Genomic DNA, 17,726 nt, shown 5'->3' with positions numbered 1-17,726 from the left:
TACTTATTCACACGTTTTGGCTGAATATAGTCTTCCGGCTTGGGAGCTTGATGAACGACAAATTCAGCCGAAAATTCCTCTTTTGCATTTATTTTTTTCGTTTGTTTTGATTGCGGCATATACCTCTCTCCTTTCTTTTTACTGTCTTTAATATACGAAAAATAAAGGAGAGCTATGCACGTTAGCTATAGCGTGAAATAATATTGGTTAATCTATTTTTTAACTGAGGAATTTCTTTTTCAGAAACATGAACATGAACGAGCGACTCATCTGCATCCAGCATTTCAGATAAAAACCCCCCAAACCCTCTGGCCCGTCGATCTACTTCTATAAATAAATCGTAGTCATGTAAGCCGCTCGGCTGCACGATGATTTCAATTTCATCTACTTTCCCAGCGTACACTCCACCGCTTGGAACAAATTCAAATTCTTGAACAAAAGGAAGTCTTTTTCTCATCCTGCGAGGAGCTTCTTCGCACTCGACTTGGCGCAAGCGAAAGCCAAGCTGTTCCATCGCTTCAATTGTGCTTGTTACCATAAGGTTAGGGAGCACTTTTACATGATCAATATCCGACGGATCAACCGCATCTTTAATATCGAGGCTCGTCGCCACCCACACTCGGGTTCTCCCTAATGTAACAGGCGTATCATCAGGTAGCTGAAAGGTAAAAGGAATAGACTTGGTTTCAGATGGTTGGATCGTAAACGGGTCGTTAATCTTAAACGTATTAAGTTCAATGTCCTGCTTGTATTTTTTATCGTCTCTTTCTTTTACATAGGTTGTGAATAGACGCAGATAGATGCTGTCAATTTTCTGCTCAACATTTCCGCCGTACACTTCAACAATCCCTTCAATCGTTTCACCAGCACGAAATTCATCATTGACAAGCTTAGCATCCACTCGCGCTGCACCAATTCCAATGCGGGCTAACGCTTTATTAAATAGCGCCATGCTTTTCCCTCCCCGAGTTCTTACTATTTATATAGTCATAAATGTCTTTTTGTAAACTTTTAATACTTTCATACGCTTCATCTGCTCTCAGCATTTTTTGAATGATGGTTTTAATGGGCGCCGACAAGCTTAGCTCTTGTTCCCAGCTTTTTTCTTGTTTATCCGTCGGCTCATAACCAGAATACAATAAAAATAAAAGAAAATGACCAAGCGCATAGATATCGCTTGCAACCGATGTTTGTCTCATAAACTGCTGTTCTTCTATAAGGCTGCTTGTTTCTTCATGAGCTCCCAAAAATCTTGCAAGACCAAAGTCAATAACATAAATGGTCCCGTTAACATCAATAATGTTTGGAATACGAAGATCACGGTGAACGATTCCTTGCTCATGAATAACGGAAACTACTTTTAGAATATCAAGTAAAATGTCAAGCGCTTTTTCTTCTGTATATACGCGCTTCTCTTCAAAAATTAAATCTTCAAACGTTTTTCCTTGAATCAACTCCATCACTAGAAAACACCCTTCATCTATTTCAACAGCTTCATACAGCGAAGGAATTTGAGGATGATCTAGTTGAGACAGCAGTTTTGCTTCATAATGAAAAGACTTCAGCCCCTGAGGCGTGCGCTGCTTCGTTTTGCGGAGTTGCTTTATTACTACCTCTTTTTGTTGCACAATGTCACTAGCAACATATGTTATACCATAGCTCCCCATTCCCAGTACATTTATGATTTCATAGCGCTCACAAATGACTGTTCCTTTTTTAAAAGGACGGTCAACTAGCCAGCGATGAAAGTGTTTGAACATTCGATTTTTCATTCCAAATCAACTTGAGAAAAAGCTTGAGAAGAAGCTTCCGCTTTTGCGTTTACGCTTGTAATGGTGATGGCCATATTTTGAATGACTGTGGCTGTCATAATATTTGCTTCGTTTATAATCGCTACTGCTGCTATGGTGACGCGGACGTCTGTGATGATGATCACTGCTGCTGTAGCGGCGATGTTTAGATCCAGTTAATGATTCAAATATTTTTCTGAACATAAAGAAAACCTCTTTTCTTAACATTTGTTACCCTTTATACGTACGAAATGTTATAAAGGTTTCAAAAAGTCCCTTACCCTTTTTTAAAATAGTTAAACGTTTCAAAGGAGGCTTAACATGACTTCTACTGACACAAATCCCCTCATTAGATTGGAGGATGTTCTTCGTCTGCAGCAGATGATGCAGCACAAACCTCCTGCTATTCTCCCGCTCTCTTTTATTGGAGAAGATGTAAAATGGATTAAAGAAATTCGAAGAAAAGTGAAAAAAGCTAATCAAAACAATGTTACACGTACACAAGCTTATTTGGACTATTATCAAAAACACCCTGAAATTCACTGGGCTCTTTTAGCACACTTAGTTTCACGAAACGGCGGCTATTATATGACAGATCTCTCCACTACCTTAATAAAATCCCTGCTTTCATCAGAGAAACAGCACGCATACTTCTTGTTTTTAGAACATTCCAACTCAGCGATATTTCATGATGCTTACGCTCAGCTGTTACTCTATGAAAAAAGCAAAGAGCAAAACAGCAATCTGTTTCATTTACTCCCCGCCTTTCACATATCTTCTTTTATGAAAGCTGTTTGGAATGACTTTTGGCAGCATAGAAACAAAACGCTCTTATCAATAGCCCTGATTGTGAACGAACAGTATCATATCGAAAAAAATGTTCTCTTTAAAAAAGAGTTTCAGCGTAATGTTCTTCACTCTTGGCAGTTTCACACTCAAAATTTTCTCGGTATGACTCAAATCGTCTTTCCCTATTATTCAGGTAATAAAATTGATTTATGTGGAACGAAAGTGTACCATTTTGAGTCTGTGATAAGACGGATTGAAGTGGGAAAAACCCTATACGTTCTTCTTTTTTATTCAAACTTGCATGATGCTATTTATACCTTTAGCCTTAAACACCCTCATACAGGGTCTCGAAGCGATTATAATTCAGATATATTTACAAATGACAGAACTCATTCCAAAAAGCTCTATAGCCCGACTTTAACTATGAGCTGGGGAGACCGCGTACATCTTTTTTTAAGAAAAGAAGAATGGTTTGAAGACGAAAGCATATTTTCTCTTCTTGACTCTATTCCCGCTTCTTCAGTTAAAAAAATTCCCCTTCAGCATCATATAAAAGTGCAATCCGCTATAAAAGCTGCTAATCCTTTTTCATAACCGCTGTCTCATAAACAAAACGACGAGTTTCCCCGTCGTTACAGATGTATCTATCTTTTTATTCTTCATCTTGCTCATCAATAATACATTTATCAATGAGATAATCAAAAGTTATATCCGCTAATTCGCCTAGCTCTTCTTCAGCGGGAACATAGCCTCGCTTGACTAGTTCATTGTAAAAGAACTCCGCAATTTCTTCCGTATCAATGACCACTTCGATTTCTTTCACAATATCACTCCTTATCCCGTTTGAACGGATTAGCGTACCTTATTTTTCTTAAAAATAGGTTCACTCCATCTTCTGCTTGAAGTTTTACCTTATACACATTTATGAACAATTTGGCAATAGTATGTCTAAAATTTCAGCAGTTTAAATAGAAAGGTAATTATACCCATTCTTTTTTCATTACCATCGCCGTATACACAATAAAAGATAGCTAAGAGAGATGTGATGATCTATCTCGGCTATCTTTTATTTATTAGGCATCTACCTGCTATTTTCCTTGTTCGGATTTTGCTATCTTTTTTAAATGTTTCAGCACTAAGTTCATGACTTCAGCGTATTCTTCATCTTCAAAAAGCTCATACAAAAATTTATAATCATTGTACACATCTAAAAGACCGTTTATAATCTCATGCTTTTCTTTAGTTAACCTCACTTCTTCTTTTTCAGAACCGTTTTGTTTTTTCATCTTTGGTAGCAACTCCGTCTTTTTAATTTCTTTACCTAAATACAACATATCAACACTTTGAGCGTAATTTTCTGTTTCCTCATGAGGAGTTACGAGAATGAGTTCTTCTTCACTAGCCTCAAGCCATTCTCCATCTGTTACACGTGACAATTCATAGACAATATCTTCCCATGAATCCTCTTTATAACGCCATATTTCTGTTCGAATACCAATGATTTTAAATAACTCTTTTCCATAATTAAAAACCTGGACGATATCGCCGAAGAAAAATTTATATTCAAGCTCTACTCTTTCCTGTACTAATATTTGACCTTCATATTCTTCTAGAAGTTCAATTGTATCTTCTAAAAAAAGACCTTCACTATGGTTGATTTCATATACAAAAATCCCATCCATCACTTTTATATCGGTAATAGTGCCAACGGTCCCGTATATTGTTACAACGACTGTTTCACCAATTCCGTATTTAGGTTTTTTCTTCCCTGCCATCGTCGCACCTCCTTAGTAAACATACACCTACTGAAAAGTTACAATATTATATGCAGTAACTAAAAAAGGGGAAGTATAACATCTTTAGAACCAAGCCTTTATTATCTATTGCCCTCTATCATTTTTTTCTGCTTATTGTACAGGCTAAGGAAAATAAAAAGATCCGAACGATGAATCGTTCGGATCTTCCTTCAACTAAAATACTGTTGTTCTAGCCTCTTTTTATTTTCTCACGCATTATTTTGATAAAGCTCCCATGCTTCATCAAATACGGTCATACTTGATAAATAATGTCCGTTGAGCTCTAAATAAGAACTCAGTTCGTCATAGTCTGTTGAAGATTTCGGGAAGCTGTGATCATCATAAGCACTTCGCGCAAACTCTCCCATTCGATCATGTTTTTTATTTGATCGGAATTTCATTATATAGTGATAAAAGGATTTCATCGTACTCCCCCTCCAGCGGTATGTGTATCTTTTCTATCATTTTTTCAAGAAATCTACAACTTTCTTCTGTGATATGTAGATGTCGAACACTGCAATATGAGTGTTTTACTGGACAAAAAATATTAAATTCATGTTACAGTTGCAAAACAAATTTCACTATTAGCGTAACGAATAAATATTGTTATATCAATATTTTTCTTTTTTCAAAAAGACATTTGTAACAAAAACACATCGTTTTTATAACAAAAGCGTTGATTCGACAGGTTTCTCAAGCCTTTATGTAATTGCAAAAAAGAAGAATTCATGTTTTAATTCCGTAGTGAAAGGTTATTCTAACAATAATCGCCATTTAAATAAATCTTGTTGGTGGGAGGTTTACATCAGCATATGTTGAGGAAAAATAATACTATGAATACTCGAAATGCTTACTTTGATAATGCTAAATTCGTATTAATTTTTTTAGTTGTATTTGGGCACATGATTTCTCCGTACCGAACAGATAGCAGCGGAATGCTGTCCATTTATCACTTTATCTTTATTTTCCATATGCCTGTCTTTATTTTACTAGCAGGTTATTTCTCAAAAAATTTCCATAAAAAAGGATATTACAAAAAAATATTTACAAAGGTGGCTCTTCCTTACTTAGCTTTCCAAACGATCTATACTCTTTATTATAGTGTGCTTTATACAGATGAAACGTACACGCTTCAATATTTGGTTCCTAGATGGGCAATGTGGTTTCTGCTGAGCTTAATTTTTTGGAAATTAATGCTTCCTTTCTTTGCAAAATTCCCAATGTGGATTAGCTTAACTGTCTCTATTTCGCTTGGACTTGCAATGGGCTTCATTGATATTGACGGATTTGATAAAATTCTAAGCATTAGCAGAATGTTTGTCTTCTTCCCGTTTTTCCTTTTAGGCTACTATTTGTCACAGCGACAAGAGCCTTTTACAAATCTTTTGACAGCGCGAAATCGAATCATTGCATCCATCGTATTACTAGTTACATTAATTGGAAGCTATTCTTTCTTAGACGACACGGCTTACACAGATATGCTGTATGGAACGAACACGTACGACAATGTGGCCGAATTTTTAATGCGCGTTTCTCACTATGGAATTGCTTTTCTTGTATCTTTTGCCTTTATGGCTTTAATTCCAACGCGCGGTTTTGCTTTAACAAGCATTGGACAGCGATCACTATACGTGTATTTATTGCACGGCTTCATTTTAAAATGGTTCTTTACAACTGACTTCTCAAAAAGTCTAGAGCCAACATCATGGGGTATTATCGTCTTAATCGCACTGTCCATTTTAGTAACGATGCTTCTTGGCAGCCGTATTGTCGATTGGTTCATCACCGGTACCAAGCTCATCGTTCAGTTCGTTACACCTAAAAAAGCCATTCAGAAATTTTCATTAGCATTCAAACGTACGTTTTCATAAAAGTCATACTCCTAAAGGAGTATGACTTTTTTCATTTTCTTTAGAGAAACCAAGTAAATAATTTCATTTTGCTGAATTTTATGTTAACGTTTTAATATCTAAAGGAAGGGAGTTTTTCAAGATGGAATTAGCATATTATGCTGGAGAGTTTAGAGATATTAACGAGGCTGTTATTCCAATTGATGAACGCGGTCACCAGTTTGGAGACGGTGTTTATGAATTTATTCGTGTATACAAAGGAGTTCCGTTTTCGATTGAACGTCACTTAGACCGCTTAGAAAGAAGTGCAAAGGCAATCTTTATTGAACTGCCGGTTTCAAGACAGGAACTAAAGGACATCATTCGTCAAGGAATGGAAAAATCAACGTTAAAAGACGCTGATATTTATATTCAAGTTACGCGCGGGATTGCTCCTCGAAATCATTTATTTCCTGATGTACCTGCACAATTAGCACTCACAATACGCCATCCTCGCCAAACACCTGAAGAAGCCTATGAAAAAGGCATTTCCACTCTTCTATTGGAAGACGAACGATGGGCTAATTGCTATATCAAATCATTGAACCTACTTCCTAACCTTCTGGCCAAACAAGCTGCGGCTTCTAAAGGGTGCAAAGAAGCTATTTTAGTAAAAGACGGATACATAACCGAAGGGTCGAGCAGCAATGTATTTGCGATAAAAGACAACGTCTTGTTCACGACTCCTGCCACAAGAAAAATTCTATCCGGTATTACGCGCGCTAACGTACTGGAATGTGCGCAGGAACAAGCCATTCAAATCCGAGAACAAAATATGACTCCTTCCTTTTTAAAAGACGCTGATGAAGTTTTTATTACGAGCACGTCTGTGGGTCTTTTACCCGTTTCGAAAATAGACGAAGTCGAACTTCCAACTGTTCGTCCTGTTACAGTAGCTTTAAAGCACGCATACAGCCTACGTACTGCTGGAACAAAGGCTTATCAATAAGAAAATCCGCCCCTTACAAAATAAGGGGCGGATTTTTAGAATTTAAAGTAGTTGCGCTTTAATAATCTTGGTACTTTTAATAGCTCATCATACCGAATGGATTCATCAAGTTTTTTTGTATCGACAAGAAGCAGCTGTGTTTCCACTTCTTCTATGATCTCTTCTTCTTGATATGACATCCCGCAACCTGAACAGCTGATACATGGCATATGAGTAATTTCAATACTTCTCGTTCCATCTGGCAATTCCCAGTATGCGGTATTGGTTGTTTCTACCGCTTTTTCTTCTTCGCACCATGCGCATTGAACAGTCATATTACAGGACCTCCTTAAGATGATGGAGCATCGTCGCTTTTACCGTCTTTTTTCAATTGAGCTTTAAACTTTTTATCTTTTAATTCATCTCTTTTTTCACGTTTGTCTTTTAGGCTTTCGTGAGCACTGTCACTTTCATATGTTTTACGTCTTTTTACTCTCCCTAACCCTTCCGGTACAAGGTTGAATTGAGCATCATTCATAAGACCTGAGATGCCGATGGAAGAATCTTTAGCATCCGATTCTGGATAAACAGCTCGAAAATAATCATCTGCACGCCCAGGCACATAGCTTTCTGGCTCCGGATACGTCGTAATCACGCCTTCAAAGTTTCGCAGAACAACTTTACTTGCGCTTTGACTAATAATATAGTTTGGTTGAACGGCAATCTTTCCTCCACCTCCTGGCGCATCAATAACAAACGTTGGAACAGCGTAGCCAGACGTATGACCTCGCAGCCCTTCCATAATTTCAAGCCCTTTGGAAACAGGTGCTCGGAAATGTCCAATTCCTTCTGATAAATCACATTGATAAATATAGTAAGGACGAACGCGTATTTTTACTAAATCGTGCATAAGCTTTTTCATGATAGCTACGCTGTCATTAATCCCAGCTAAAATAACCGCTTGATTGCCAACTGGAACGCCTGCATCGACAAGCATTTCACATGCTTTTTTTGTCTCTTCCGTAATTTCAATGGATGTATTAAAGTGAGTATTTAACCACACTGGATGATATTTCCTTAAAATGGCACATAAATTTTCCGTTATTCGCTGTGGAAACACAACGGGTGCTCTGGTGCCAATTCGAATAATTTCCACGTGGGGAATAGCTCTTAAATTTTTCAAAATATATTCTAAAATGTTGTCATTAATCAGCAAGCCATCACCGCCTGAAATGAGTACATCTCGTACTTCAGGTGTTTTGGCGATATAAGCAATCGCAGCATCTAACTGCTTTTTTGGAACGCCCATTCCAATTTGTCCTGAAAACCTTCTTCGAGTGCAGTATCTGCAGTACATGGAGCATTGATTGGTAACTAAGAACAAAACGCGATCCGGATAGCGATGAGTCAATCCTGGCACTGGAGAATCTTCGTCTTCATCTAGCGGATCTTCCAGATCGTATTTTGTTTTATGAAGTTCTTGGCCAACCGGAACAGACTGCATACGGACGGGGCAGCGAGGATCATCTGGATTCATTAAAGATGCATAGTAAGGCGTAATATTAAGCGGAATGGTTTTGGTTGAAATGCGCACTCCTTCTTCTTCTTCAGGAGTTAAATTAATGACTTTTTTTAAATCATCTAGCGTTCGAATTGTGTTTGTTAATTGCCAAATCCAATCGTTCCACTTTTCCTCGGGCACATCTTTCCATAATTCGATATCTTTCCAATGTCGGGACGGCTTATATAAATCATATAACATACAATCGCTCCTTTATGAAGATTTACTATTGTTATATGTTACAGCCCATAAATTGGTTAATTATTTCTCATCCTTTACTTTTTGATAGATCCTTCACCCATACGTTCATATCTTCTAACGATTTATAAATGTAACAATTATTCGTTAACCGTCCCGTATAGGTATACCCAAGCTGATGAAAAGCGGCATTCATCCCAAATGAAAGCGCTCTCGCTATTGTGTATGCACAAAAAATATGCCTCTGTTTTAGCTCCGCCTCTAGTGCGCTTAATAAATGCTTCATGAATCCATACTTTCGGTAAGCAGGGAGAGTCGCACAATCCGTTAGTTCAGCATTGTGATAGACATAGTCAATTTCAGCAGAAGCAGCGCTAACGATATCGTTCTTGTCAACGATGATATAAAACAAACTATCTTCTTGAAGCAAACTAGAGAGATACTCTTCTTCATAGAGGGGAGTCGGATACACTGTGAAGATTTGACGGTAGAGCTGAGAAAGTTGTTTAGCGTCAGATGAAATGGCTCGGCGCATGATCAGTTGATTCGATAAAGGAGAATAATCAGATGTCGGCAAATTCAAAACATCTTGAAGCAGCTCTGTTTCTTTTAACGTCTCCCCGCTGTCTCGGCGGGATTGAGACGTATAGTAGCATAAAAGATACGCGTCGCTTCCGTTAAAATAGTAGGGAACAGTTGCTTCTAAAGAAAATCCCAAGCTCATCCAGTCCAACAGATGTTCGGCACGTGCTTTTATAATCCACTTTTCGTACGTTGCCTTATCCATTTCTTTATATATATAGCTGTAAATATCGTTCACATTTCCCCGGTAATCATCCATTCTCAGACGCTTGTTACATTCATCTAAAAAAAGAGTCATAGCAAAGGTTGGTTGACAAATAGTTTCTTGTTTCGCCATTTGTTTGTATCCTCTCCCTTTTTAGCTTAGTCCGCAATACTGCACCAGTCTGCTACGGTGAGCGCAATAATTTCTGCTGCATCAAGCATCGTTTGAATACAAATATACTCATTCGGAAAGTGGGCTACTTCTGTTACTCCTGGTCCAAACACAACTGTTGGAATATCTCCAACTTGTGACAATATCCCTCCGTCCGTTCCCCAAGGAGATGCTTCAATGATCGGCTGTTTCTGTTTCACTTGATAAAAAGAGGACGAAAGAGAGGTCATAAGCGGATGCTCTAATTCAATTTCACTAGGAAGCCAGTGGGCCCCAAACCATTCCAAGTCGACAGGATGCTCAGCAAACCACTCATCACACTGAGGCAAAAGTTCAAGCCACGATTTCATTTCCGCTCTGACATTTTTCATTTTTTCATGCGGAGCAACTCCTATCCTGCCTTCTAATACTACTTGATCAGCAACTGAAGAAGGCCACGTTCCTCCTTGTATATTTCCAATATTAATGGGCACGGGAATGGGAATTTTATTATAGAGCGGGTCTGTAATTCGGCTGTTTCTCTCTTTTTCAAGACCCTCAATATGTGTAAGCACAACAGCTGCTTTTTCAATGGCACTCACGCCTTCATACCGAGTCCCTCCATGTGCTGCTACTCCATGTACGGTCACGCGAAACCACATCGAGCCTTGCTGTTTAGGAAAGATCTTCATGTTGGTTGGTTCTGGAATAATGGCACCATCTGCTTTATACCCTCTAAGCACGCAGGAAAGTGTTCCTGCCCCTCCGCTTTCCTCTTCTACTACGCTTTGAAAAATAACATCTCCTTTTAATGAAATACCTAGCTCTTTTAATGCTTGAATCGCTAAAAGTAACGACACATTCCCTCCTTTCATATCCGTTGCACCGCGCCCATATAAGTTTCCATCTTTTACAACGGCCGTATAAGGGTCTTCCTTCCATTGTGAAAGATCGCCGGGAGGCACAACATCAATATGTCCGTTTAAAATGATGGATTTTCCCCCACCTTTTCCTTTTAACACGCCTACCACATTCGGGCTATCTCGGAAACTAGAACGGTTGGAGGCAAAAGCTTCATGGGTACGAAGTGTTTTTTCGTCTGGTTCCCATATATCAATATCTAACTGCAGCTGTCGAAGGCGTTCAATGACAATTGCCTGGGCATGCTTTTCAGAACCCTGTACGCTTGCTTCTTCTACGAAACGCTTGAGTAAACGCACTGCACTTTGACGATGCTCTGTCATCCAGTTATGAATAGATTGCTGTATGTTCATGTAATGGTCCTCCTTATGGTATCGTAATCAATTGATCACTCAGGCGAACTGTCGCTTCTGTTGAACTCAAAATATCCTCTACGGTATAAGGAGACATTAACTCGGTTAGAAGAAGCGCATCTTTTTCTACTTTAAAAACCGCCCGATCCGTAATAACTAATCCCACGCAGCCCGAAGCAGTAAGAGGTAAAGAGCATGTCTTGACCAGTTTTGGTTCTCCTGTCTTGCTCGTATGATTCATTAGCACAATGACTTTTTTCGCTTTTTGAGCTAATTCCATCGCTCCTCCCATCCCAGGAACTCGCTTACCTGGAACAATCCAATTAGCTAAATCCCCTTTTTCACTCACTTCTAACGCACCAAGAATGGTCATATCGACGTATCCTTTTCGAATCATCGCGAAGGCTGTAGCACTATCACAGTATGAAGCCCCTTGAACAGTAGTTGTTGGATAGCCTGCTGCATTGCAGACATTCTCATCTTCTTCACCTAAAGGAGGCGAAGATCCTAACCCTAAAATTCCGTTTTCAGCATGAAACATCACATGAACAGCGCTTGGTACATAATTAGGAATAAGAGAAGGAATGCCAATCCCTAAGTTAACAATCATGCCGTTTTTGATTTCAGCCGCAGCACGTCTTGCAATACGATGACGAATATCTATTCCCAAACCCATTTCCAATTCACTCCTTTTGAAGGCACAATATAATCCACAAATACGCCTGACGTCATCACATTCTCTGGGTCAATGTCGCCAAGAGGAACGATTTCCTCCACTTCAGCAATAGTTATACGACCTGCCATAGCCATTAATGGATTAGTGTTTCGAGCGCTTTTATCATAGAGCAAGTTGCCGAATGGATCTGCTTTTTTTGCATATACAAAAGCCACGTCGGCTGTGAGCGGTTTTTCAACTAAAAATGTCTTGCCGTCTACTTCCACTTTTTCTTTTCCAAATTGAATAATGTCATTTTCTATTCCTACATCAATCAGTACTCCTCCAAGTCCAACTCCCCCCGCTCGAATCCGTTCAGCAAGCGTTCCTTGAGGAGAAAACTCAACTTTCAGCTTTTCTTCTGTCATCAGCGTTCCAGCCACAGGATTCGATCCAATGTGAGAAGCGATCAGTTTTTGAATTCTTCCTTGACTTACTAATTTTCCCGCACCAATATGAGGAAAGCCTGAATCATTGCATATCAGTGTGAAATTTGATTTTTCGCTTTCAATAAGGCCGTCAATGAGAGAAGGCGGACTGCCTACGCCTCCAAACCCTCCTATCATCAGCGTAGCAGCATGATCCACGTATTCAATTGCTTGTTCCACAGTTGTAATCTTTTGAAATGAGTTTTCGACCTTTGTCACTTATTTCACCTCATCTCCCTGTTTTTCATTTTGTACTTCATACAATGTTTTCGAAAGCAACACGACCGCTTCATCAAGTTGGCGATGAGTAATCGTAAATGGTGGCGCAATAATAATACCGTCTCCTTCTACTCCATCTGTTCCTGCTTGTGAAGGATAAAGGAGAAGACCATTTTTATGGGCTTTACTTATTACGCGCGCCGTCATATTTTCGGAGGATGAAAAAGGCTCCTTCGTTTTTGGATTTTGTACAAGCTCAAGACCAACCAGTAAGCCTTTGCCACGAATATCACCAATGATAGGGTACAGAAGTTGAAGCTCCTTCAATTTTTTTACTAAATAGGCTCCTTTCAGCGCTACTTGTTGAACAAGATCGTTCTTTTCAATATAGGCTAAGACAGCTAGCCCTACAGCCGCTGACAGCGGATTAGCGCTTAGCGTATGGCCGCTCATAATTAATTTGGATCCGTTCATGATAGGTTCAATCGTTTTGCTGCTAGCTAACGTAACGGCTATCGGTGTATATCCTGCTCCCACTCCTTTTCCAAGCGTCATGATGTCTGGTTTAGCTCCCCAGTGCTCATATGCAAACATCACGCCTGTACGCCCAACTCCAGTCATGACTTCATCGGCTATCCATAACACATCATATTTATCACAAATTTCTCTTATCACTTCATAATAACCGGGTGGAGGTGTAAGAGCTGCTCCGGCAGCTCCTACAATGGGCTCTGTAATAAAAGCAGCAATATGTTCAGGGCCGGTTCGTTTGATAACTGTTTCCAATTCGTGTGCACAAGCAAGATTACAGGATGGATAGGTTTGATGAAACGGACATCGATAGCAATAAGGAGGTGAAACCGAAGGATAATCTTCAAGCAAAGACGAGAAACGTTTTCGTCTTCCAACGTGCCCTGACATAGACAGCGCTCCTATTGTAATACCGTGATAGCTCATCCAGCGTGACAAAACCTTTGTTTTGGTTGGCTTTCCTTGCTCTTGAAAATGCTGAATGGCTGTTTTCATAGCCGTTTCAGTCGCTTCTGTCCCGCTGTTAACAAAAAAGCTCCACTGGAAATGATTGCTGCTTAATTCACATAGTTTCTTAGCTAAGGCTTCCGTCGGATCGCTTGTAAACTGCGACCGATATACAAACGCAACTTTCTGTGCCTGATCCGTCATCGCATCAATAATTTCTTTTACGCCGTGTCCGATACTTGCTGTAACTGCCCCTGACGAAGCATCTATGTACTTTTTTCCATCTTGGTCGTACAAATAAATTCCTTTTCCATATGAAATAACTGGGTAGTCGTCGTCGAGCAGCGGCTTTATCACATGGGTTTTATTCATTTCCGCACTCTCCTTTCAAACACACACTCTTATTAAACTGTATGCTGAAAAGAAGAGTTTCTTGCCAATAAAAAAAGCCCTAGCATATAGCTAGAACTTTTACACATATTAAGCTGATTGCGTTACAGATTTATCGATACGCTTTGCTTCTGACTCAGCCACAATAACGGCACACGCAGCGTCTCCTGTAATATTTACAGACGTACGAAGCATATCAAGCAAGCGATCAATTCCGATAATTAATCCGATACCTGCTACAGGCAGGCCAACCGAACTCAGTACCATCGCTAGCATAATAAGACCAACTCCCGGCACGCCTGCTGTACCAATACTAGCAAGCACCGCTGTCAACACAACCGTCACAAGAGCGCCCAACGACAGATCAACCCCGTATACTTGCGCAATAAAAATAGTCGCTACACCTTGCATAATTGCCGTTCCATCCATGTTAATAGTTGCACCTAATGGCTGAACAAAACTGCTGATAGACTCGGGGACACGAAGATTTTTTTGCGCCACATTCATTGAAATCGGAAGCGTTGCATTACTGCTTGATGTACTGAATCCAACTGTCATCGCAGGAGCAAAACCCTTAAAAAAATCAATAGGGTTACGTCTGGCCATAAGAGCGACTGATCCCCCATATGTTACGATTGAATGGATGAACAGCGCGAGCACGACTACAATCATGTATAGCCCCATCGCTTTAATTGCCTGCCAGCCTTGACTTCCAACCGCGGTTGCAAGAAGCCCAAATGTTCCGTACGGAGCAAACTTCATCACTAGATTCACAAGGTACATCATCAATTCATTTCCTTGCTCAAGTAAATTGTAAAGTCCTTTTGTTTTACTTCCAAGCATCGTGATACCAAAACCGATAAAGATAGAGAAAACGATAAGTTGAAGCATATTCCCTTCAGCCATCGCTTGAATTGGATTGACTGGAATCATATTTAAGAATGTCTCTCCAACCGGTGGTGCTTTTTCAGCTTCAAAAGAAGCGTTTTGTGTATCAAAAGATCCAAATGTACCCGGTTTAATTGCATACGCTAAAATTAAACCGATAATAATTGCAACGGTTGTTGTCACTAGGAAGTAGGAAACTGTTTTTGCCCCGATTCTTCCTAATTTTTTGGGATCTCCTAAACCTGCTACACCTAACGTGATAGAGAAAAACACAATTGGTACAACAAGCATTTTAATTAAGCTTAAGAAAATTTGGCCAAGCGGTGTAAACAAGTACTTGTCCAGCGGAGCAAAAGCACTTGGAGCAAAAGCATTGATTAACACTCCTACAATAGCACCAGCAATTAGCGCGATAATAATCTTTGTCGATAGCTTCATAGATTTACCTCCCGTAAATAAATTATATTAGAATGATTCTAACTACCATACTTATTTTACCATGCATTGAGGGCGATAACACTCAAAATATACAATATATTAAAAATTTTCAGATTAATAGTTTAGGAATATTTTTAGCTATACAAAAAACCATGAGAATATCATGGTTTCATAGACCTGTTATTCCCTCACTGAATGCTTACGGAGTTAGCTGTCGGATTCGGGTATGTGAGTTACCCTACTTGATTCATTCAAGATTCACCCCAAGTACATTACGCACAAATATGGGTCCTCCGTTCTCTTATAAAGCAAAAGAGATTAAGCAAATAATTTTCTTTAATATTTTTGCATGATAATAATTGTTACTTTAATTAAAATTCATTTTATATGTTTCTGTCAAGTTTTTATTCAAAAATAATGCATGATTTTATCGTAAAAAGTTGAGAATTGTTATATTTTAAAATATTTACATCATATTTCAATAAACCAAAAACACCTATTTAACAAGACTTACAATCTAATGGATAAAAAATTAATTCAAAAAATAGTTTATAAAGTGAACTTTCTTCTCATTAATACCATTCATAAATATGTATAATTATTCTAATATCCATGTGCTTTACTGCTTCCATAAATATTTTACTTATCAAAAAAATAACTCTTTCCAACTGTTGATTTTATCCTTGTACTGCTTGATATACACTCCTTAAAATTTCACTGACTTTATTGATGCGAAGAAATCGACACTATCAATTCCCCTTATTCTACTTAATTCTGCTCAAGATAGAAGTATAGATTTCCTACTATCTTTTAAAAAAGGAGCGGGTAATTATCATATAAAACTATCGGAGTTGGAGCGGTACAAGTTCTTTACTTTTTACTTATTCCCTCTCGTTGATTTAACCCATAAAAAAAGAGGCCGTGACGGCCTCTTTTTTTATACAGTAACAGGTTCAGAACTTGCTTTACGATTCTTTAATTTTTCAACAATGTCACGAGCTACCCACACACCACACGCACTTGCCTGCGCGAGTCCTCGCGTAATACCAGCTCCGTCTCCTCCCACGTATAAACCGGAAATTTCAGTTTCAAACTTATCGTTTAACTTCGGACGGGCGGAGTAAAATTTCGCTTCCACACCGTAAAACAGCGTATGTTCAGATGCTAACCCAGGCGTTACATGATCCAGTGCTTCTGTCATTTCAATTAAGCTTTTCATTGTATTGTATGGAAGCACTAAACCCAAATCACCAGGGACAGCTTCTTTTAACGTTGGTTCTAAAAAGCCTTCTTTAATTCGATTCGCTGTTGAACGGCGCCCCTTTAAAATATCTCCATACTTTTGAACAACTAAGCCTCCGTTTGACAGCATATTAGCTAATCTTGATACTTCGTGCGCATATTCGTTCGGCTGATCAAATGGATCCGAAAATTTATGAGAAACAAGCAGCGCAAAGTTCGTATTTTGACTTCCAAGCTTCGGATCTTTGTATGCGTGTCCATTTGCTAACATAATCCCTGAATGATTCTCTACTACCACATGCCCTGAAGGATTGCTGCAGAACGTTCTGACTCTTGTACCTACAGACGTATTGTAAATAAATTTCCCTTCGTACAAGTGCTTGTTGATTTCTTCCATAACAACGTTAGATGTTTCTACTCGAACACCGATGTCTACTTGATTGTTAATCATTTTCAAACGGCGTTTTTTTAGTAAGTCGCTCATCCACTTCGAGCCGTCTCGACCTGGTGAAACCACGACTTTATCAGCCGTAATTCTGTCACCATTCTTCAATTCAATACCGCGCACGATATGCTGACCATCTTGTTTGTCTGTTATTAAATCGGCTACTTCCGTTTTATACTGCATATCAATTTTTTCTTTTAAGTATTCATAAATGCTTTTTAAAATTTCTAAATTTTGCTCTGTTCCTAAATGACGCACTTGGGCACGCAATAGCTTTAATCCTGCTGCGTATCCGCGTTTTTCAATTTCACGAACTTTATCAGTTAACGGATCCGTAATCGTATCGGTTGCTCCGTGTTTTAAATTAATTTCATCCACGTATTTAATTAAATCTACCACCTGTGATTCAGACAGATAATCCGTCATCCAGCCTCCAAATTCACTGGTGATATTAAACTTCCCGTCTGAATATGCGCCGGCTCCACCGAAACCATTTGTGATAGAACAAGCAGGCAAACAGCCAGCAAACTCTTTTCTGCCAACTGCAGGCGGACATTTTTCAATTTTTTTCTGAAGAATCGGACAATTACGTCGATAGATATCGTGTCCTTTATCGATTAATAAAATAGTTGCTTCCGGTAATTTTAACGTTAGCTCATAGCAAGTAAAAATCCCAGCGGGTCCTGCCCCTACCACAATAACATCATAATTTGAGTTCATTGTACATTCTCCCATCATCTTTTTTCTTTGGGTAAAAGATAAAAGTTATTGACCGAATTTTCTTTTTTTATTATCATTCGGTTATTTTCTAGCCATTTGAT

The 17,726-nt window shown here is 38.9% G+C and carries 18 protein-coding genes and 1 riboswitch; of the genes, 3 read left to right on the top strand and 15 right to left on the bottom strand.

Annotated elements, in window-relative coordinates:
* Window positions 1–181: 181 nt before the first annotated feature.
* The 3 genes from SCI76_RS20420 to SCI76_RS20410 are packed head-to-tail and all read right to left on the bottom strand — an operon-like array spanning window position 182 to window position 1,994.
* Window positions 182–952: a sporulation protein gene (locus SCI76_RS20420; RefSeq protein WP_028415111.1), complete on the bottom strand. Its 771-nt coding sequence runs from the start codon at window positions 950–952 to the stop codon at window positions 182–184.
* On the bottom strand, window positions 939–1,772 hold the full coding sequence (locus SCI76_RS20415) for a serine/threonine-protein kinase (RefSeq protein WP_047749946.1): 834 nt from the start codon (window positions 1,770–1,772) through the stop codon (window positions 939–941). The genes SCI76_RS20420 and SCI76_RS20415 overlap by 14 nt, the downstream gene beginning before the upstream one ends.
* 6 nt (window positions 1,773–1,778) lie before the next feature.
* A complete protein-coding gene (locus tag SCI76_RS20410; RefSeq protein WP_221832103.1) occupies window positions 1,779–1,994 on the bottom strand; it encodes a hypothetical protein in 216 nt (71 codons plus the stop codon).
* Window positions 1,995–2,111: 117 nt separating this feature from the next.
* On the opposite strand from SCI76_RS20410, the gene SCI76_RS20405 reads away from it, so the two are divergent.
* Window positions 2,112–3,173 carry a DUF2515 family protein gene (locus tag SCI76_RS20405; RefSeq protein WP_033579858.1) on the top strand — a complete coding sequence of 354 codons (1,062 nt, stop codon included), beginning with the start codon at window positions 2,112–2,114 and terminating at the stop codon, window positions 3,171–3,173.
* A gap of 58 nt (window positions 3,174–3,231) precedes the next feature.
* Here the strand turns inward: SCI76_RS20405 and SCI76_RS20400 are convergent, their stop codons facing one another.
* From SCI76_RS20400 to SCI76_RS20390, 3 genes are all read right to left on the bottom strand, one after another.
* Entirely contained in the window at window positions 3,232–3,402 is a 171-nt protein-coding gene (locus tag SCI76_RS20400; RefSeq protein ID WP_013058720.1) for a YozD family protein, read from the bottom strand.
* 265 nt (window positions 3,403–3,667) lie between these two features.
* The gene (locus SCI76_RS20395) at window positions 3,668–4,354 is read right to left on the bottom strand and encodes a hypothetical protein (RefSeq protein WP_013058721.1); all 687 of its coding nucleotides are present in this window, start codon (window positions 4,352–4,354) and stop codon (window positions 3,668–3,670) included.
* Between the two features lie 230 nt (window positions 4,355–4,584).
* The gene (locus SCI76_RS20390; RefSeq protein WP_013058722.1) at window positions 4,585–4,800 is read right to left on the bottom strand and encodes a YozE family protein; all 216 of its coding nucleotides are present in this window, start codon (window positions 4,798–4,800) and stop codon (window positions 4,585–4,587) included.
* A 408-nt stretch (window positions 4,801–5,208) separates the two neighbouring features.
* Between SCI76_RS20390 and SCI76_RS20385 the strand changes: the two genes are divergently transcribed.
* A complete protein-coding gene (locus SCI76_RS20385) occupies window positions 5,209–6,246 on the top strand; it encodes an acyltransferase family protein (protein WP_013058723.1) in 1,038 nt (345 codons plus the stop codon).
* Window positions 6,247–6,367: 121 nt separating this feature from the next.
* A complete protein-coding gene (dat, locus tag SCI76_RS20380; protein WP_028415114.1) occupies window positions 6,368–7,213 on the top strand; it encodes a D-amino-acid transaminase in 846 nt (281 codons plus the stop codon).
* Between the two features lie 35 nt (window positions 7,214–7,248).
* Here dat and SCI76_RS20375 read toward each other — a convergent pair whose 3' ends face one another.
* The 9 genes from SCI76_RS20375 to SCI76_RS20335 all read right to left on the bottom strand — a co-directional run bounded on the left by SCI76_RS20375 (window position 7,249) and on the right by SCI76_RS20335 (window position 17,625).
* Window positions 7,249–7,527: a YokU family protein gene (locus SCI76_RS20375; RefSeq protein WP_013058725.1), complete on the bottom strand. Its 279-nt coding sequence runs from the start codon at window positions 7,525–7,527 to the stop codon at window positions 7,249–7,251.
* Between the two features lie 14 nt (window positions 7,528–7,541).
* Window positions 7,542–8,954 (bottom strand): lysine 2,3-aminomutase, encoded by a 1,413-nt coding sequence (gene ablA, locus SCI76_RS20370; protein ID WP_028415115.1) that lies wholly within the window; start codon window positions 8,952–8,954, stop codon window positions 7,542–7,544.
* A gap of 67 nt (window positions 8,955–9,021) precedes the next feature.
* Complete coding sequence (ablB, locus tag SCI76_RS20365; protein WP_063248363.1) at window positions 9,022–9,870, bottom strand: putative beta-lysine N-acetyltransferase; 849 nt, start codon at window positions 9,868–9,870, stop codon at window positions 9,022–9,024.
* 26 nt (window positions 9,871–9,896) lie between these two features.
* A complete protein-coding gene (locus tag SCI76_RS20360; protein WP_221832101.1) occupies window positions 9,897–11,162 on the bottom strand; it encodes a peptidase in 1,266 nt (421 codons plus the stop codon).
* Between the two features lie 13 nt (window positions 11,163–11,175).
* Window positions 11,176–11,838: a 3-oxoacid CoA-transferase subunit B gene (locus tag SCI76_RS20355; RefSeq protein WP_029715086.1), complete on the bottom strand. Its 663-nt coding sequence runs from the start codon at window positions 11,836–11,838 to the stop codon at window positions 11,176–11,178.
* Entirely contained in the window at window positions 11,823–12,524 is a 702-nt protein-coding gene (locus SCI76_RS20350) for a CoA transferase subunit A (protein ID WP_028415119.1), read from the bottom strand. The genes SCI76_RS20355 and SCI76_RS20350 overlap by 16 nt, the downstream gene beginning before the upstream one ends.
* On the bottom strand, window positions 12,525–13,874 hold the full coding sequence (locus SCI76_RS20345) for an aspartate aminotransferase family protein (protein WP_048019888.1): 1,350 nt from the start codon (window positions 13,872–13,874) through the stop codon (window positions 12,525–12,527). It abuts the gene before it with no gap.
* A 108-nt stretch (window positions 13,875–13,982) separates the two neighbouring features.
* Window positions 13,983–15,218 (bottom strand): dicarboxylate/amino acid:cation symporter, encoded by a 1,236-nt coding sequence (locus tag SCI76_RS20340; protein WP_063248364.1) that lies wholly within the window; start codon window positions 15,216–15,218, stop codon window positions 13,983–13,985.
* 180 nt (window positions 15,219–15,398) lie between these two features.
* Window positions 15,399–15,553: riboswitch (cyclic di-AMP (ydaO/yuaA leader) on the bottom strand.
* 602 nt (window positions 15,554–16,155) lie between these two features.
* Complete coding sequence (locus SCI76_RS20335) at window positions 16,156–17,625, bottom strand: NAD(P)/FAD-dependent oxidoreductase (RefSeq protein WP_221832099.1); 1,470 nt, start codon at window positions 17,623–17,625, stop codon at window positions 16,156–16,158.
* Window positions 17,626–17,726 lie beyond the last annotated feature (101 nt).

Source organism: Priestia sp. HNGD-A6 (assembly GCF_045784335.1).
In the GTDB taxonomy this organism is placed as follows: domain Bacteria; phylum Bacillota; class Bacilli; order Bacillales; family Bacillaceae_H; genus Priestia; species Priestia zanthoxyli.
This window is presented reverse-complemented; position numbering and strand designations above follow the sequence as displayed.

Coding starts and splice junctions, on each gene's coding strand:
- SCI76_RS20420 (WP_028415111.1), bottom strand. CDS start 952: ATGGCGCTATTTAATAAAGCGTTAGCCCGCATTGGAATTGGTGCAGCG.
- SCI76_RS20415 (WP_047749946.1), bottom strand. CDS start 1,772: ATGAAAAATCGAATGTTCAAACACTTTCATCGCTGGCTAGTTGACCGT.
- SCI76_RS20410 (WP_221832103.1), bottom strand. CDS start 1,994: ATGTTCAGAAAAATATTTGAATCATTAACTGGATCTAAACATCGCCGC.
- SCI76_RS20405 (WP_033579858.1), top strand. CDS start 2,112: ATGACTTCTACTGACACAAATCCCCTCATTAGATTGGAGGATGTTCTT.
- SCI76_RS20395 (WP_013058721.1), bottom strand. CDS start 4,354: ATGGCAGGGAAGAAAAAACCTAAATACGGAATTGGTGAAACAGTCGTT.
- SCI76_RS20390 (WP_013058722.1), bottom strand. CDS start 4,800: ATGAAATCCTTTTATCACTATATAATGAAATTCCGATCAAATAAAAAA.
- SCI76_RS20385 (WP_013058723.1), top strand. CDS start 5,209: ATGAATACTCGAAATGCTTACTTTGATAATGCTAAATTCGTATTAATT.
- dat (WP_028415114.1), top strand. CDS start 6,368: ATGGAATTAGCATATTATGCTGGAGAGTTTAGAGATATTAACGAGGCT.
- SCI76_RS20375 (WP_013058725.1), bottom strand. CDS start 7,527: ATGACTGTTCAATGCGCATGGTGCGAAGAAGAAAAAGCGGTAGAAACA.
- ablA (WP_028415115.1), bottom strand. CDS start 8,954: ATGTTATATGATTTATATAAGCCGTCCCGACATTGGAAAGATATCGAA.
- ablB (WP_063248363.1), bottom strand. CDS start 9,870: ATGGCGAAACAAGAAACTATTTGTCAACCAACCTTTGCTATGACTCTT.
- SCI76_RS20360 (WP_221832101.1), bottom strand. CDS start 11,162: ATGAACATACAGCAATCTATTCATAACTGGATGACAGAGCATCGTCAA.
- SCI76_RS20355 (WP_029715086.1), bottom strand. CDS start 11,838: ATGGGTTTGGGAATAGATATTCGTCATCGTATTGCAAGACGTGCTGCG.
- SCI76_RS20345 (WP_048019888.1), bottom strand. CDS start 13,874: ATGAATAAAACCCATGTGATAAAGCCGCTGCTCGACGACGACTACCCA.
- SCI76_RS20340 (WP_063248364.1), bottom strand. CDS start 15,218: ATGAAGCTATCGACAAAGATTATTATCGCGCTAATTGCTGGTGCTATT.
- SCI76_RS20335 (WP_221832099.1), bottom strand. CDS start 17,625: ATGAACTCAAATTATGATGTTATTGTGGTAGGGGCAGGACCCGCTGGG.